Origin of the sequence: Pseudomonas glycinae (assembly GCF_001594225.2) — a bacterium.
Lineage (GTDB): Bacteria > Pseudomonadota > Gammaproteobacteria > Pseudomonadales > Pseudomonadaceae > Aquipseudomonas > Aquipseudomonas glycinae.
In genome coordinates this window covers 2,941,052-2,958,300 of record NZ_CP014205.2, presented here as the reverse complement: position 1 = coordinate 2,958,300, position 17,249 = coordinate 2,941,052, and the positions used below count along the sequence as shown (strand labels likewise).

Genomic DNA, 17,249 nt, shown 5'->3' with positions numbered 1-17,249 from the left:
CCGTTTGTGCGCAAGTCACTGAATGCTGGCGGTTTTTTGATCAATCTTCGGCAAGCCACGGCGGACGTGGCCTGGCGCTCAGTCTCTACAGGTTATCCACAGGCAGGTGCACGTTTAAACTGGATAACCCGATCCGTCTTCACAGGTCGGTGCGCAGCACCAGTTCCACCATCAAGTCATCGGCCAGGGTTTCCAGGCGCGATTGCAGCACGTCCAGCGACAAAGTCAGCGGCACGGCGAGAATCGCTTCGGCGTGGAACAACGGTTCACTGCTCATCGGTGCCGGACGTACTTCGGTCACCAGCCGTTCGAGGTTCACGCCCTGCTCGCTCAGCAGCCGGGTGATGTCACGCACTATCCCCGGACGATCATTGCCCACCAGTTCCATGGCGATCGGTTTCCAGGTGCAGGCCTGTTCGATACCGCTTTCGGCCACCAGCACGCGAATGCCCTGTGCCGACAGTGCTTGTAAGGCATCGACTAATTCGTCGTAAGCCTCCGCCGGCACGCCCACCCGCAGGATCCCGGCGAACTGCCCGGCCATCCGTGACATGCGGCTTTCCAGCCAGTTGCCGCCGTGCTCGGCGATGCATTGGGCGATGCGCTCGACCTGCCCGGGCTTGTCCGGTGCGAAGACGGTGAGTACGAGGTGATCCATGGCGCAGCCCTCTTGTCATGACTTTTGTTATAGAAGAGCAAGTATAGGCAAGCGTTCCACAGACGCCTCAGACGCTCGAAGTCACAAATCGTGTACAACTTTTTATATTTAACTGGAACAATCCATTGGTTTTTTGAGAACATCCCGTTCCGCGCCGTGACCGCAATGCGTCATGGGGTCGCAGAACGACGTAATTAGTCTGATTTTCACAACCGCAACTCATCATGTAGTATGCCGCAGCGCGCACTACATAACGCTGGATCGATGTCTGCCCAAGGCACGTTCGCAACCCTGAAAGCCCCGTCAGCAAGGCCCCCGAGCCGTTGATTGGTCCCAGCCCAGCCGCCAGCGATGGCATGTACTGGTCGAGGGGTTTGTGGTTTAAATGGCCAGAGGCTTCATTGTTAAATTGAAGAGCTGAAAAGCGAAATAGCTGAGCAGAGTGAGGCAAGCAATGACTGAACACGTTCAAGTCGGTGGCCTGCAGGTCGCCAAAGTCCTGTTCGACTTCGTGAACAACGAAGCCATTCCCGGTACCGGCCTCACCGCCGAAAAATTCTGGGAAGGTGCCGACAAGGTCATTCACGACCTGGCGCCAAAGAACAAAGCCCTACTCGCCAAACGCGATGACTTCCAGGCTCGTATCGATGGCTGGCACCAGAGCCGTGCCGGTCAGCCGCACGACGCCGTGGCCTATAAAGCCTTCCTGCAAGAGATCGGTTATCTGCTGCCAGAAGCGGCTGATTTCCAGGCAACGACGCAAAACGTCGATGACGAAATCGCCCGTACCGCCGGCCCGCAACTCGTGGTCCCGGTGATGAACGCCCGCTTCGCCCTCAACGCCTCGAACGCCCGCTGGGGCTCGCTGTACGACGCCCTGTATGGCACCGACGCCATCAGCGAAGCCGGCGGCGCGGAAAAAGGCAAAGGCTACAACAAGGTGCGTGGCGACAAAGTCATCGCCTTCGCCCGTGCGTTCCTCGACGAAGCAGCGCCATTGGCGACCGGCTCCCACGTCGATTCCACCGGCTACAAGATCGCTGACGGCAAACTGGTCGTCACCCTCAAGGGCGGCAGCACCAGCGGCCTGCGCAACGACGCACAGCTGATCGGCTTCCAGGGCGATGCCAATGCGCCGATTGCGATCCTGCTGAAAAACAACGGCCTGCATTTCGAAATCCAGATCGACGCCAGCACCCCGGTCGGCCAGACCGATGCCGCCGGCGTCAAAGACATCCTGATGGAAGCAGCGCTGACCACCATCATGGACTGCGAAGACTCCGTGGCGGCTGTCGATGCCGACGACAAGGTGGTGATCTACCGCAACTGGCTCGGCCTGATGAAGGGCGACCTGGCGGAATCCGTGTCCAAGGGCGGCCAGACCTTCACCCGTACCATGAACCCGGATCGCACCTACACCAAGGTCGACGGCAGCGAATTGACCCTGCACGGCCGCTCGCTGTTGTTCGTGCGTAACGTCGGTCACCTGATGACCATCGACGCGATCCTCGACAAGCACGGCAACGAAGTGCCGGAAGGTATCCTCGACGGTCTGGTGACTTGCCTCGCAGCGATGCACAACCTGAACGGCAACACTTCACGCAAGAACACCCGCACCGGTTCGGTCTACATCGTCAAACCGAAGATGCACGGCCCGGAAGAAGCGGCGTTCACCAACGAGCTGTTCGGCCGCATCGAAGGCGTGCTGGGCCTTGCGCGCAACACCCTGAAAGTCGGGATCATGGACGAGGAACGCCGTACCACGGTCAACCTCAAGGCCTGCATCCAGGCGGCCAGCGAGCGCGTGGTGTTCATCAACACCGGTTTCCTCGACCGCACCGGCGACGAAATTCACACCTCCATGGAAGCCGGCCCGATGGTGCGCAAGGCTGACATGAAGGCCGAGAAGTGGATCGGTGCCTACGAGAACTGGAACGTCGATATCGGCCTGAGCACCGGCCTGCAAGGTCGTGCGCAAATCGGTAAAGGCATGTGGGCGATGCCCGACCTGATGGCAGCGATGCTCGAACAGAAAATCGCTCACCCGCTGGCCGGCGCCAACACTGCCTGGGTTCCGTCGCCGACCGCTGCTGCGCTGCACGCGCTGCACTACCACAAGGTCGACGTGTTCGCCCGTCAGGCCGAGCTGGCCAAACGTGCCCGCGCTTCGGTCGATGACATCCTGACCATCCCGCTGGCGGTCAACCCGAACTGGACCCCGGAGCAGATCAAGAACGAACTGGACAACAACGCCCAGGGCATTCTCGGTTACGTGGTGCGCTGGATCGACCAGGGCGTGGGTTGCTCGAAAGTGCCGGACATCAACGACATCGGCCTGATGGAAGACCGTGCGACGCTGCGTATCTCCAGCCAGCACATCGCCAACTGGCTGCGCCACGGCGTGGTGACCGAGGCGCAAGTGATGGAAAGCCTCAAGCGCATGGCGCCGGTGGTGGACCGTCAGAACGCCAACGACCCGCTGTACCGTCCGCTGGCCCCGAACTTCGACAGCAACATCGCCTTCCAGGCGGCGGTCGAACTGGTGATCGAGGGCACCAAACAGCCGAACGGCTACACCGAGCCGGTCCTGCACCGTCGTCGTCGCGAGTTCAAGGCAGCCAACGGCCTGTAACCTGCGCTGATGCCGGACATGAAAAAGCCCTGATCTTTTGATCAGGGCTTCATTTTTAGAGCTATTAATTCAGATGGCAGAAGAAACCACCGCGAACACGTATTTTATCTTCACCGACACCCTGAATAAAAGTAACGTCGATAACGCCGTATTTTGTTTTTCCGTCGTCACTAACAGCTACATAGGCAGAACCATGCCAAACATAAGGCTGGATAATCCCACTCTTATCAACGTAACCAATGAAAGCGTCCTGCACATTGTTAAAATGATGAAAACCATCCTTCAGCTTAGAATGAAACATCAACGAAACCTGCTCCCTTTCACTTCCTTGTATCTCAACGTGATCGGCTCCTCCTAACCAGTCAGTCGTGACTTCTTTCGTTTCGAATGAGTGTTCAACTCCGTTGATATCAACTTTAAAAGACGCGCCACCTGTAAAATATGTTGCCAGCGGCAAAGTCTTACTTTCTTTTACGTTAATAATATTCTTACGAGCCTTTTCAAATTCAACTTTACTATCCATGACAATTACCTGATCCAGAGTTAATGGGGTGTCATATTGATTATATGAAGCATCAATAATTGGATACTCAAGACCGGCTTTCGTCTACTGTCATATTTGACAGGTAAAGCTTAGTTTCCGATGAATGGAATCTCTGGTTAAGCGTTCATTCCCAACTCATGCCTGACCAGTCCAAGCAATTTGGCGGTATCAATCGGCTTGAGCAAAAAATCCACCACGCTCAAATGCATCGCCGCAATCGCATCCTTCACGTCGGCATCGCCCGAGACAATGATGATCGGCATCGCCGCCCGCACCGATTCACGCACCTGACGAATCAGGTCCAGCCCATCGACATTGCCCATCCGCAGATCGGTGATCACCAGGCCGATGGAGGGCCTTTCCTCGAGCATTTTCAGCGCGGACTCGCCGCTGGCCGCGGTCATGCAACGAATGCCATCCAACCCGAGAATCTCCGACAACAGCTCCCGCGCATCCTTGTCGTCATCGACGATCAATACACGCTGCGGTGGCAGATCGGGTTCGAGCATTACAGCGCTGAGCGCTTCGCGCTCGGCGTCGCTCAAAATATCGTGGTCGGACATGGCGTTCTCTACGTTTTCAATTCGATCCCCTGGCACAGTGGTCAGACATCGCTGGGCAGAGCTTCAATGTGCACTTCGTCGGATTTTTTTCCAAGGGGCGAACCGAAGAATTTCCGACTGATTTTGTAGGGCATATCCGAAAACTACCCAACGGCATGCCCAACCTAGACTTACGTCCAATGGGCACCCCGCGCGATGGGGCCGACCATGGCTGCAACGATCCGACAACAACAATTCGAAAAAGACTGCGGTAATGGTTATGAGTAAAGCGGACGCCTTCACCCAGGCAGGGAAAACCGCGGTGTTGCAGAACATTCAGGGCACTTTGCAATTCCTCCAGCGCTTCCCCCCTTTCAATCAAATGGAACACGCTCACCTGGCCTATCTGGTGGAGCAATGCCAGCTGCGCTTCTACGGTCAGGGCGAGAGCATCATCAAACCCGCCGACGGGCCGGTCGAACACTTCTACATCGTCAAGCAGGGCCGGGTAGTCGGCGAGCGTCCGCACACGGCCAAGGGCGGCACCGAAACCACCTTTGAAATCACCACCGGCGAGTGTTTTCCCCTCGCCGCGCTGCTCGGCGAACGGGCGACCCGGACCGAGCATCTGGCCGGTGAAGACACCTTCTGCCTGCAACTGAACAAACTGGCGTTCATCAAGCTGTTCGCCCTCTCCAGCACCTTCCGCGACTTCGCCCTGCGCGGGGTCAGCAGCCTGCTCGATCAGGTCAACCAGCAAGTCCAGCAAAAAGCCGTGGAAACCCTCGGCACCCAGTATTCGCTGAATACCCGTCTCGGCGAATTGGCCATGCGCCATCCGGTGACCTGCAGCTCTTCCACCCCACTGCGCGAAGCGGTGAAGCTGATGCACGAACAACAGGTCGGCAGCATCGTCGCGGTGGATGAGCACAAGGCGCCGCTGGGGATTTTCACCCTGCGCGACCTGCGCCATGTGGTGGCTGAAGGGGTTGACGATTTCAGCGAGCCGATCGACCGTCACATGACCCGCTCGCCGTTCTATCTGTCGCCGGATCACAGCGCCTTCGACGCGGCGATTGCCATGACCGAACGGCACATCGCCCACGTCTGTCTGGTCAAGGATCGGCGCCTGTGCGGCGTGGTCTCCGAGCGGGATCTGTTCTCGCTGCAGCGGGTGGATCTGGTGCACCTGGCGCGGACCATTCGCAGCGCCCAGCGGGTCGAACAACTGGTGACCCTGCGCGGCGAGATCGGCCAACTGGTGGAGCGCATGCTGGCTCACGGCGCCTCGTCGACCCAGATCACCCACATCATCACCCTGCTCAACGATCACACCGTGTGCCGGGTGATCGAACTGACCCTCGCCGAAAAAGGCGATCCCGGTGTGCCGTTCAGCTGGCTGTGCTTCGGCAGCGAAGGCCGGCGCGAGCAGACGCTGCACACCGATCAGGACAACGGCATTCTGTTCGATGCGCGGGATGCGGCCCATGCGGCGGAGATTCGCGGCAAGCTGCTGCCCATCGCCCAGCAGATCAATACCAGCCTGGCGCAATGCGGTTTCACCCTGTGCAAGGGCAACGTCATGGCCGGCAATCCGCAGCTGTGCCTGTCCCGTGCCGAATGGGCCCGACGGTTTTCCGCGTTCATTCGCGAGGCGACGCCGGAGAACCTGTTGGGCTCCAGCATCTATTTCGACCTGCGCGTGGTCTGGGGCGACGAGCAGGGTTGCGAACAATTGCGCCGGGGGATTCTCGATCAGGTCGGCGACAATCGTTTGTTCCAGCGGATGATGGCCGAGAACGCCTTGCGCAACCGCCCGCCAGTGGGACGTTTCCGTGAGTTCGTGCTGACCCGCAAGAACGGCGAGAAAGCCACGCTGGACCTGAAAATCCAGGGCCTGACCCCGTTTGTCGACGGTGCGCGCCTGCTGGCACTGGCCAACGGCATCGACGCCAACAACACCCTCGAACGCTTCCGCCAACTGGTGGATAAAGAAGTCATCGACCGGCTGGATGGCGCCGCGTACGAAGAGGCGTACCACTTCATTCAGCAGACGCGCATGCAGCAGCATCAATTGCAGACCCGGGAAAACCTGCCGTATTCGAACCGGGTCGATCCCGACAGCCTCAATCATCTGGACCGGCGCATCCTGCGTGAATCCCTGCGCCAGGCCCAGCGCCTGCAAAGCAGCCTGACCCTGCGGTATCAGCTATGAGCCTGTTCTCGTGGCTGCGTCCGGCCAGCCCCGTTGTGCCGGACGACCTGCAACAGCGCCTGACGAAACTGCCGGCCATCGGCGAACTGCGCGAGTGCAGCCTGCGCGAGCAACGCTGGGTAGTGCTGGATCTGGAAACCACCGGGCTGAACCTGAGCAAGGATCGGGTGCTGTCGATCGGCGCGGTGGTGATCGAGGACGGTGCGATCGACTTCAGTCAGCAATTCGAACGCACCCTGCAATGTCACGAGTTGAAACTCGGCCCGAGCGTGTTGATTCACGGCTTGGCACCGAGCGCGATTGCCGCCGGCAGCGAGCCCACCGAAGCTTTGGTCGAGTTGCTGGAGTTTATCGGCGACAGCCCGGTGCTGGCGTTTCACGCTTCGTTCGACCAGCACATGCTCGGCCGCGCACTGAAGGAACATCTCGGGCACAAGTTGCAGACGGTGTTTCTCGATGTGGCGCAGATCGCCCCGCTGGTTTGCCCGCAGGCACATATTCGCGAGGCGGGGCTGGACGAGTGGATCGACTGGTTCAAGCTCGAAGTGTTCGAGCGCCACCATGCGAGCGCCGATGCTCTGGCCACCGCGGAACTGGCGCTGATCCTGTTCAGTCGGGCGCGCCAGCAGCAGATCCACAGTCCGCTGAATCTGCAGCAACGCCTGAGTCAGTGGAAGCGCCGCCAGCAGACGCATTCGTTCTGAATCCGGGTTGTCGCCCGACAACCCGACCGGTGGCCAATTGCTAACCATTCCCACCTCTGCCACAATCGCGAACAATTCTCGTTAGTTAACACTTCCCAGTCGGTGTCGTCGTGTCTTCAGCCCCAAGCCCTCACAGTGAGCTCGTCGGTGCGTTGTATCGCGACCACCGCGGCTGGCTGCTGGCTTGGCTGCGGCGTAACGTGGCTTGCCCGCAACGGGCCGAAGACCTGAGCCAGGACACTTTCGTCCGCCTGCTCGGCCGCGACGAACTGCTGACACCGCGCGAACCCCGGGCGTTTCTGGTGGCCATTGCCAAAGGCTTGTTGTTCGACTACTTCCGCCGGGCGGCGCTGGAACAGGCGTATCTGACCGAACTGATGCTGATCCCCGAGGGCGAGCAGCCCTCGGTCGAAGAACAGCAACTGATACTCGAAGACCTCAAGGCCATCGACCGCATGCTCGGCAAGCTGTCGACCAAGGCCCGCGCCGCTTTCCTCTATAACCGCCTCGACGGCCTGACCCACGCCGAAATCGCCGACAAACTCGGCGTGTCGGTCCCCCGCGTGCGTCAGTACCTGGCCCAGGGCATCCGCCAGTGCTACATCGCGCTGTACGGTGAGCCGACATGAGCCCGGCCAGTTCTAGACCGGTCCCGGCCCATGTGCTGGACGCGGCGATTGCCTGGCAATTGACCCTCGATTCCAGCACGCCGCTGGAGCGCGAAGAGTTCGCCAAATGGCACGCGGCCAACGAAGAACACGCCCGCGCCTGGCGCCAGCTGGGCATGCTCGACCAGCGTTTCAGCGTGGCCAAGGGCCCGGCACGCAGCGCGTTGCTGCAATCGCGCGAAGGCATCCGCCGCCGGGTGCGCAAGCTGGGCAGCGGATTGGCCAGTGTCGTGGCGGTGGTTGGGCTGGCGCTGTTTGCCGGTGAACGTTATCTGCCGCTGGACTACTGGCTCGCGGATCAACGCACATCCACCGGCGAACAGCGCACCGTGCGCCTGACCGACGGCACCGTGCTCAACCTCAATACCCACAGCGCCGTAGATGTCCGCTTCGATGACAAGCAACGCCTGATCGTGTTGCAGGAAGGCGAAATCCTCGTCGAAACCGGTCACGGCGATGCACGGCCGTTCATCGTCGAAACCGCCGAGGGCAGCATGCGCGCCCTGGGCACGCGGTTCCTGGTCAAGCGCGAAGACGCCGGCACGCGCCTGAGCGTGTTGCAGTCGGCGGTGGCGGCGCATCCGCAATCCGATCCGCAGGAACAGATTCTGCGCGAAGGCCAGCAAGTGCTGATCCGCCACAACGGTCTGGATTCGGTGGTGGCGCTCAACCCCGGCGCCGATGCCTGGACCCGCGGCATGCTGGTGGTGGACAACGCGCGCCTGGAAGACCTGGTGCATGAACTTGGTCGTTATCGTCGCGGCCATCTGGGCATCGCGCCGGAAGTCGCCGACCTGCGCATCACCGGCAGCTTCCCGCTGCACGACACCGACAAGGCGCTGAACGCCCTGCTGCCGACTTTGCCGGTGCAGATCGAACAGCACACGCCATGGTGGGTGACCGTGGCCAAGGCGGATCCGAAGCCCTGACATTCGCTGCTGCCTGTCCGCGACAGGCCACCTGCCCCCCTGAAAACGGACTTTCTGCTGACTTGCGCAGCCATGTCGCTCGTTAATCGAAATTATTTTCATCCAGCCCTATCACTTTTCGAATCTCGTCCGGCACACAGGCAATTGAGAAATATTTCCATTCAGGAGCCGCCGTATGTCCCGTTCGCTAGACACCTTGTTGCGCCCCAGTTTGCTGGCGGTCGCCATTGCCCTCTGCACCCCGCTGGCCAGCAGCCAACTGATCGCCGCTGAACAGGCGTCGAGCGTACGCGCCTACAACCTGCCGGCGGCTCCGTTGTCGACCACCCTGAACCAGATCGCCAGCCAGGGCGGCCTCACGCTGTCGCTGAACCCGTCGCTGGCAGCGGGCAAGACCTCGGCGCCGGTCAACGGCCAATATGACGCGGCCGGCGCTCTGCGCGCGGCCCTGCGCGGCACCGGTCTGCAACTGGAACAGGGCAGCACCGGCACCTACACCCTGGTCGCCGTGCCGGAGGGCGCGATGGCTCTGCCGGAAACCTCGGTGATCGGCGTGGAAAACTTCGAAAGCGCCTGGGGCCCGGTCGAAGGCTACACCGCCACCCGCACCGCCGCCGGCACCAAGACCGACACCGCGCTGGTCGAAGCACCGCGTTCGATTTCGGTCGCCACACGCCAGCAAATGGAAGACCGCGGCGTGCACAGCCTCGATGACGCCGTGCGCTACATGCCGGGCATCACCGCCAGCAGCTACGGCAGCGACACCCGCGCCGACTGGTTGCGCGTACGCGGTTTCGAACCGACTCAGTTCCTCGACGGCCTGCCCCTGCCAAAAGGCGTGTACGCCAACCCGAAACAGGAAACCTGGAACCTCGATCGCCTCGCCCTGCTGCGCGGCCCGGCCTCGTCCGTCTACGGCCAGACCCCGCCGGGCGGCCTGCTGGACATGGTCAGCCGTCGCCCGAGCGATGTGCAGAGCAGCGAAATCCAGCTGCAATACGGCAGCGACAACCACCGCCAGATCAACTTCGCCAGCACCGGCAAGATCGATGACGCCGGCCAGTTTCTCTACGGCCTCAGCGGTGTGGTACGTGACAGCGGCACGCAGATCGACCACGTCGACAACAAGCGCTACAACATCGCGCCGAGCCTGACCTGGAACATCGACGACGACACCAGATTCACCCTGCTGACCCAGTTCACCCGCGACGATACCGGCATCACCAGCCAGTTCCTGCCGGTGCAGGGCACCAAGATCGACATGCCGTTCGGCAAGGTTTCCCATCACAAGAACCTGGGCGATCCGGACTGGGAATACTACGACCGCACCTATTACGCGCTGGGCTATGCCTTCGAACATCGCCTGAACGATGTGTGGCAGTTCAAGCAGAACCTGCGCTACACCAAGTCGGATCTGTCGTTCCAGGGCATCACCGTCGGCTCCTACCCGTTCACTCAAGTGGACAATGACGGCAACGTCGGCCGTACCACCACCATCGTCGACGAAGACATCAGCCAGTTCGCCGTGGACAACAACTTCCAGGCCGACTTCGCCACCGGCGACATCCGCCACACCCTGCTGCTGGGGCTGGATCACCAGCGCAGCAACACCAACTACACCTCGATCTTCGGCAGCGCGCCGGAGATCAACGTGAACAATCCGATCCATGGTCAGCCGATCGTGCGTCCGGCGCGCTCCACCGCGTTCTATGACTACAACCAGAAGACCTACCAGACCGGCCTCTACGTTCAGGACCAGATGGCCCTGGACCAATGGCGCCTGACCCTCGGCGGCCGGGAAGACTGGGTGCACACCAGCACTCAATTCATCAACAAGGGCGACGCCACCAACACCCAGCGTGACAAGGCGTTCAGCGGTAACGCGGCGATCAGCTACGTGTTCGATTCCGGTTTCGTGCCGTACCTGTCCTACGCCGAATCGTTCCAGCCGACCACCGGCGCCGACGCCTCGTCGACCGAATCGCTCAAACCGACCGAAGGCAAGCAGTGGGAACTGGGCATCAAGTACCAGCCACCAGGCAGCAAGACCCTGCTGACGGCAGCCGTGTATGACCTGACCCAGAAAAACGTCTCGGTCAGCTCGTTCGTCAACGGCGTATCGATCACCAGCCAGACCGGCGAAGTGAAGGTCAAAGGCCTTGAGCTGGAAGCCGTCTCCGACGTCACCGACAACCTGAAGGTCATCGCCGCGTACACCCTGGCCAAGTCCGAAGTGCAGAACGGCGCCGACAAGGGCAACCGCCTGCAACTGATGCCGAATCAGCAAGCCTCGCTGTGGGCCGATTACACCTGGCACAGCGGCGTGCTCGACGGCTTCGGCATCGGCGCCGGCGCGCGCTACACCGGCAACACCTACGGCGACAAAGCCAATACCTGGCTGGGCAAGGCGGACGCGTACACCGTGTTCGACGCCGCCGTGCATTACGACCTCGGCCGTCTGGACAACAGCCTCAAAGGCGCGTCGCTGGCACTCAACGCCACCAACTTGCTGGACAAGGACTACATCTCCACTTGCGACAGCTTCTACTGCTACTACGGCGACCAGCGCAGTGTCGTCGCCAGCGCCACTTACAAGTGGTAAGCGCCTGAGCTGAACAGGCCCTGCAACCAGGCCGTCCCTCGTGGACGGCTTGGGTGTTTTTGAAGGTCATGAAATGAAAAGTAAAACAATTCGCCGCTGGTCCTTGGTCCACACCTGGACCAGCCTGATCTGCACCGTGTTTTTGCTGCTGCTGGCCCTGACCGGCCTGCCGCTGATTTTCCATCACGAGATCGACCACCTGCTGGGCGATGCGCCCGAGTTGCGGGTGATGCCGGCGGACACGCCGCATCTGAACCTGGCGCAACTGGTCGAAGCGGCGGAAAAGCATCGCCCCGGCGAGGTCGTGCAGTACTTCGGCTTCGAAGACGACGAGCCGAATGCCGTGCTGACGATCATGGCCAGGACCGCCGGCACCGAGCCCAATTCCTCGCACACCTTCATGCTCGACGCGCGTACCGGCGAAGCCCTGGAAATGCCTTCGGCCAACGGTGGGCTGATGCTGTTCATCCTGCGCCTGCACGTCGACATGTTCGCCGGGCTGCCGGGCAAATTGCTGCTGGCGTTCATGGGCTTGCTGTTCGTGGTCGCGATCGTGTCCGGCACGGTGTTGTACCTGCCGTTCATGCGCCGCTTGGCGTTCGGCACCGTGCGCCAGGACAAGTCCACCCGCCTGCGCTGGCTCGACCTGCATAACCTGATCGGCGTGGTCACCCTGACCTGGGCGCTGGTGGTCGGCGTGACCGGGGTGATCAGCGCCTGCGCCGATCTGATCATCGCTGCATGGCGCAACGATTCGCTCAACGCCATGATCGCGCCCTACCGCGATGTCCCGCCGCTGATCCACCTCGCCCCGGCCACGCGACTGCTGGATATCGCCAACGAAGTCGCACCGGGCATGAAACCGGACTTCATCGCCTTCCCCGGCACCCGTTTCTCCAGCGAGCACCATTACTCGGTGTTCATGAAGGGCGGCACCCACCTGACCTCGCACCTGCTGACCCCGGTGCTGATCGACGCCAGCACCCTGCAAGTGACAGCGGTCGCAGAGCGACCGTGGTACATGGACGCCATGGGCATGTCGCAGCCGCTGCACTTCGGTGACTACGGCGGCATGCCGATGAAAATCCTCTGGGCCACATTGGACGTGCTGACCATCATCGTCCTCGCCAGCGGCGTGTACTTGTGGGTGGTACGACGCAAGGCCGCGAAACCGATGCTGGAACCGGCGCAGGCCTCTGCATGAAGCCGCGTCAGTCGAATTTCTGGAAGGTCTTCAGCACACCGCTGGTGATCGCGCTGCTGAGTGCGGCGGGCCTGTTCGCGGCGTTGCTGGGCGACGGGATCTGGGATGGCCTGAGCTGGATTGGTCTGGGCATTCCGGCAGTCATTGCCCTGCGCGGATTGCTGCAACGCCGCTGAACGGCTTGAGCCTGACGGGCAACGCGCTATGCTGCCCGTCATTGCCCCTGACCGAGACCCTGCCGATGTCCGCTCCCAGCATGACCCTGTTCCACAACACCCTGTCCCCGTTCGTGCGCAAAGTCATGGTGCTGCTGCACGAGACCGGCCAGCAGGATCGCGTCGCGCTGCAGGACTGCGTGCTCAGCCCTGTCAGCCCGGACGCCACCCTCAACGCAGACAACCCGCTGGGCAAGATCCCGGCCCTGCGCCTGGCCGACGGCAATGTCATCCATGACAGCCGGGTGATCCTCGATTACCTCGACCACCAGCACGTCGGCAACCCGCTGATCCCCCGCGACGGCTCGGCCCGCTGGCGGCGCCTGACCCTGGCCTCGATGGCCGACGGGATCATGGACGCCTCGGTCATGGTGCGTTACGAGCAAGTGCTGCGCGCCCCGGAAAAACACTGGGACGAGTGGCTCGAAGCCCAGCGCGAGAAGATCCGCCGCGCCCTCGCCTTGCTGGAGCGCGACGCGATTGCCGAACTGACCTGCCACTTCGACGTCGCCGCGATCAGCGTGGCCTGTGCACTGGGTTATCTCGACCTGCGCTTCCCGGATCTGGGCTGGCGTGACGCCAATCCGCAACTGGCCAACTGGTTCTTTGAAGTGAGCCAGCGGCCGTCGATGATTGCGACCATGCCGAAGGCTTGACGCACCGGGCGGGAGGCAACGAGGCAAAGATCAGCGTCATCAACACCTCGGCCTCCCGCTGCTCCTCACGCAATCCCACAAACCGGCTCATTGCACCGCTCCGATATCGAATTGCAGCGGTTTGGCCGGTTTCTGCCCGATCCCGTACCAGTCCAGATTGCGGGTCAGCACCATGAACACACCGAGCAGACCGAACAGCAGCAGCGAACCCATCAGCAGCGCGTAATCCTCGGCGCTCAGCAAGCCGTAGAGCAAGCCGTACAACGCCGCCAGCCCCGCCGAAAAACTCAAGCCATGCCGCACGCTGCGCAGCACGTGGCAGACATAGAAACCGATCAACAGCACGCAACCGCTGGCCGACAACAGATACGCCAGGGCAAACCCGATGTGCTCCGACAACGACAGCAGCAACAGATAAAAGAACGCCAGCGCCACACCCACCAACGCGTATTGCACCGGGTGCACCGCCAGGCTTTTCAGCACTTCGAACAGGAAGAAACCGGCGAACGTCAGGACGATGAACAGCAGCGCATATTTGATCGCCCGGTCACTCTTCAGATACTGATCCACCGGATCGATGAAGCTCACGCCGAAACTGCGCCCGTTGAACGCCTCGCAATCGTTGCCCGACACACAACGGCTCATCGCCTCCTGCAAATTGGTGGAGAAAAACGAGGTCTGCCAATCGGCGGTGAAACCCTGATCGTTGATCTCGCGTTTGGCCGGCAGAAAGTTGCCGATGAAGCTTGGGTGCGGCCAGTTGGCAGCGAGGTTCACCCGACTGGTCTTGCCCACCGGCAGCACTTGCAACGAACCGGTGCCTTGCAGACGCAGGTCGAAGCCGAAGGCCAGTTCCGTGGTCTTGCTGGTGTCCAGCGCCGGCAGCGTCACTCGCACCCCCTCGCCCAGCCAGCCGACTTGAGTACCGGGCACGAAGTCCAGGCGTTGCGCCCCCAGTTCCAGCTTCAGGGCATTTTCGATCCCGCGAATATCACTGATACCGACTGCCAGAAACGGCGCATCGAAGGCGTAATCGGCAAAATCCTCCTTGATCCCCAACTGCGCCGGCAGCGAGAAATGCCCGCTGATACGGTTATCGGCATGGAACAGCCGCGCCTCGTAAATGCCACGCGCACGCAGCTCGGTCTGTACCTGGCCGTCGAGTTCAAAACGCTCCGGCAGGAAATACAGCCGTCCACGTTCTTCACCGATTTCCTGATAACGCTCGTCGCTCTTCTCTTTGGTCTTCCAGGTGCGCACCACCTTGCGATACGGCACAACCATCACCGGCCCGCTGAGTTGCTGGCTGTAGCTTGAGCTTCTGGCGATGTCTTCGAGCACACCGTCACGCAGTTGCTGGCGATCGTCGATGATGCCGTCGATCATCAGCAGCGGTACCAGCAATACCAGGATCAGCAGGGCAATGGCCCCGAGTTTTATCGTCAGACTTTTGTTCATGGGACTCTCCCTGTTTCGATGGGCAGAGTCTGCGAAGGGGATGTGGGGGTTTTGTGGGAGGAATGTGGAGTTTGTGTGGAGACTACAACAGCAGGACGACTTCCACCCCGGCTTCGACGTTGCCGATGCGCATCGAACCACCGTGCAACTTGACCACCTCTTCGACAAAATTGAGCCCGAGACCAGTGCTTTTACGTCCGCTGTCCGGGCGTGGCAGGGAGTAGAAGCGCTCGCTCAAGCGCGGCAAGGCGTAGTCGGGAATCGGCGTGGTTTCGTTGAACAGGCGAAGCTCGACCCGCTCACCGATTTTCCTGGCGTCAAACCGCAGTAGACCGTGCGACGGGGTGAAATCCAATGCGTTCTCCAGCAGATTGCCCAGCGCCTGACGCAACAGAAACGGCTCGCCTATCAACGCCAGATCCGGCGCGATGGTTTGCTCGATCCGCAGTTGCCGGCCTTCGATGCGTGCCATTTGAGCCTGTAACAGCTCATCCACCAGCGCCGCCAATGGCACTGCGACGCGTTCCTCAAGACCCTGCCGCTGTTCGACCTGAGCAAGATTGAGCAGGCGCTCGATCAACTGTTGCATCCGGGCACTTTCACTGTCGATGTTGCCGACAAAACGCAATCGCTGATCCGCCGACATCTCGTCCTGCAACAACTCGGCGGCACCACGAATGGCGGCCAGGGGGCTCTTCAATTCATGGGTCAGGGTGTGCACATAGCGCTCGACGTAGGCCTTGCCTTCGAGCTGGGTGCGCATCTGTTCCACGGCGGTCGCCAACTGCTCCAGCTCGCCGCCGCGATAGTGCGGCACCGCCACCCGACGGCCCTCGCTCACGGCCTGGGCGTACACGGTCAAGCGGTGCAGCGCGCGACTGAGCCACCACGACAGCACGGCGCCAAGCAACAGGCCGAGGCCGATCAATCCGGCGCCGTAACCGAGCAAGCGACGTTCGGTGCGATCGACATAGGGTTGCAGTGAACTGTTGGGTTTGGCCACGGTGACCACGCCGATGATCGCGCCGTTGTCGCGGATCGGCGCGCCGACATGCATCACCGAGGAGTTCGGGTCATTCGGGTCACTGCGGCTGGAGCGTGCGCCGTATTCACCGCGCAGGGTCAGGTAGACGTCGTTCCAGCGCGAGTAGTCCTGACCGACCGCAACACCGCTGGAGTCCAGCACCACGATGCCCTTGGCGTCGGTAACGTAGATCCGGTGGTTGACCTGGTTTTTCGCCAGGCCCCAGATCGTCGCCTTCGGCTGGCGTTCGCCATAGGCGCGGAGCAGCTGCGGCCAGCGATTCTGGTTGAGGGTGCCGGCCTTGAAATCGTCCCGCAGGATTTCTGCCATCAGGTTGGCGGTATCGACCAGGGTTTCTTCGGTGGACTGGCGCACGCCGGGGCGGATTTCTTCCATCACCGTGTTGAGCACGAAATACCCGGTCAGGCCGATGAACAGGACGTACACCAGGAAAATCCGCAGCCCCAGCGACATCAGCTGTGCCCCGGACTGTAGCTGTAGCCGAGGCCGCGGTGGGTCTGGATCGGCTCGGCTTCGGCACGCACCAGACGCAATTTGGCGCGCACGCTTTTGATATGGCTGTCGATGCTGCGCTCGTACCCGGCGTCCGCCGCTACGCCCAACGCATCGAGCAGTTGCTCGCGGCTGAATACCCGCTCGGGTTGCTCGAGCAGGCATTGCAGAAGACGGAATTCGTGGCGGGTCAGGCTCAGGGGCTGGCCGCGATAGCTGATCTGTACACGTTCGGGATCGATGCGAAACAGCGCCGAGGACGCCTCGATGGCCGGGCGTGGCGCCATGCGCTTGAGAATCGCCCGGACCCGCGCCGCCACTTCCCGTGGGCTGAACGGCTTGACCACGTAATCGTCGGCGCCGATTTCCAGGCCCACCACCCGGTCAATCTCGGCATTGCGCGCACTGAGAAACAGCACCGGCACTTCACTGAAGCGACGCAGTTGCTTGCAGGTTTCGAAGCCACTGATGTCCGGCAAACCGATGTCGAGGATGATCAGATCCGCCGGGGTCTGGCGCTGATGTTCCAGCGCCGCTGCGCCCAGGCTCAGCCAGGTCGTGGTGAAGCCCTCGCCCTGCAAGGCAAAAATCAGCGTGTCGGCAATCGCCGCTTCGTCTTCGACAATCAGGATATGAGGCATGGCGTCCGAGCCTGTGGGTTAAGTGCGCGAACGGTGCCCCAAGC

General features: G+C 61.3%; 15 protein-coding genes. 9 read left to right on the top strand and 6 right to left on the bottom strand.

The annotated features are described in order from the left end of the window. Positions 1–139: 139 nt before the first annotated feature. Complete coding sequence (locus AWU82_RS13340) at positions 140–658, bottom strand: glycine cleavage system transcriptional repressor (RefSeq protein ID WP_011336250.1); 519 nt, start codon at positions 656–658, stop codon at positions 140–142. Between the two features lie 454 nt (positions 659–1,112). On the opposite strand from AWU82_RS13340, the gene AWU82_RS13335 reads away from it, so the two are divergent. Next, positions 1,113–3,290, top strand: coding sequence for a malate synthase G (locus tag AWU82_RS13335; protein WP_064380282.1), 2,178 nt, complete (start codon positions 1,113–1,115; stop codon positions 3,288–3,290). A gap of 64 nt (positions 3,291–3,354) precedes the next feature. Here AWU82_RS13335 and AWU82_RS13330 read toward each other — a convergent pair whose 3' ends face one another. After that, complete coding sequence (locus AWU82_RS13330) at positions 3,355–3,813, bottom strand: hypothetical protein (protein WP_190241582.1); 459 nt, start codon at positions 3,811–3,813, stop codon at positions 3,355–3,357. 137 nt (positions 3,814–3,950) lie between these two features. Next, a complete protein-coding gene (locus tag AWU82_RS13325) occupies positions 3,951–4,397 on the bottom strand; it encodes a response regulator (protein ID WP_064380278.1) in 447 nt (148 codons plus the stop codon). Positions 4,398–4,650: 253 nt separating this feature from the next. Here AWU82_RS13325 and AWU82_RS13320 point away from each other — a divergent pair, with 253 nt between their 5' ends. From AWU82_RS13320 to AWU82_RS13285, 8 genes are all read left to right on the top strand, one after another. After that, positions 4,651–6,591, top strand: coding sequence for a putative nucleotidyltransferase substrate binding domain-containing protein (locus AWU82_RS13320; RefSeq protein ID WP_064380277.1), 1,941 nt, complete (start codon positions 4,651–4,653; stop codon positions 6,589–6,591). Further along, the gene (locus AWU82_RS13315) at positions 6,588–7,295 is read left to right on the top strand and encodes a 3'-5' exonuclease (RefSeq protein WP_011336254.1); all 708 of its coding nucleotides are present in this window, start codon (positions 6,588–6,590) and stop codon (positions 7,293–7,295) included. Before AWU82_RS13320 ends, AWU82_RS13315 begins: the two co-directional genes overlap by 4 nt. A 110-nt stretch (positions 7,296–7,405) precedes the next feature. Beyond that, positions 7,406–7,924 (top strand): RNA polymerase sigma factor, encoded by a 519-nt coding sequence (locus AWU82_RS13310; RefSeq protein ID WP_064380275.1) that lies wholly within the window; start codon positions 7,406–7,408, stop codon positions 7,922–7,924. Then, positions 7,921–8,892 carry a FecR domain-containing protein gene (locus AWU82_RS13305; RefSeq protein ID WP_064380273.1) on the top strand — a complete coding sequence of 324 codons (972 nt, stop codon included), beginning with the start codon at positions 7,921–7,923 and terminating at the stop codon, positions 8,890–8,892. Before AWU82_RS13310 ends, AWU82_RS13305 begins: the two co-directional genes overlap by 4 nt. 175 nt (positions 8,893–9,067) lie before the next feature. Further along, the gene (locus AWU82_RS13300; protein WP_064380271.1) at positions 9,068–11,494 is read left to right on the top strand and encodes a TonB-dependent siderophore receptor; all 2,427 of its coding nucleotides are present in this window, start codon (positions 9,068–9,070) and stop codon (positions 11,492–11,494) included. A 73-nt stretch (positions 11,495–11,567) separates the two neighbouring features. Further along, complete coding sequence (locus AWU82_RS13295) at positions 11,568–12,698, top strand: PepSY-associated TM helix domain-containing protein (RefSeq protein ID WP_064380269.1); 1,131 nt, start codon at positions 11,568–11,570, stop codon at positions 12,696–12,698. Then, complete coding sequence (locus AWU82_RS13290) at positions 12,695–12,874, top strand: hypothetical protein (RefSeq protein WP_064380267.1); 180 nt, start codon at positions 12,695–12,697, stop codon at positions 12,872–12,874. Before AWU82_RS13295 ends, AWU82_RS13290 begins: the two co-directional genes overlap by 4 nt. A 65-nt stretch (positions 12,875–12,939) precedes the next feature. Next, the gene (locus AWU82_RS13285) at positions 12,940–13,569 is read left to right on the top strand and encodes a glutathione S-transferase (protein WP_064384059.1); all 630 of its coding nucleotides are present in this window, start codon (positions 12,940–12,942) and stop codon (positions 13,567–13,569) included. A gap of 87 nt (positions 13,570–13,656) precedes the next feature. On the opposite strand, the gene creD is transcribed toward AWU82_RS13285, so the two are convergent. From creD to creB, 3 genes are all read right to left on the bottom strand, one after another. Further along, positions 13,657–15,027 (bottom strand): cell envelope integrity protein CreD, encoded by a 1,371-nt coding sequence (gene creD, locus AWU82_RS13280; protein ID WP_064380265.1) that lies wholly within the window; start codon positions 15,025–15,027, stop codon positions 13,657–13,659. Between the two features lie 82 nt (positions 15,028–15,109). Next, complete coding sequence (gene creC, locus AWU82_RS13275; RefSeq protein ID WP_064380264.1) at positions 15,110–16,525, bottom strand: two-component system sensor histidine kinase CreC; 1,416 nt, start codon at positions 16,523–16,525, stop codon at positions 15,110–15,112. After that, positions 16,525–17,205 (bottom strand): two-component system response regulator CreB, encoded by a 681-nt coding sequence (gene creB / locus AWU82_RS13270; protein WP_064380262.1) that lies wholly within the window; start codon positions 17,203–17,205, stop codon positions 16,525–16,527. The genes creC and creB overlap by 1 nt, the downstream gene beginning before the upstream one ends. Positions 17,206–17,249 lie beyond the last annotated feature (44 nt).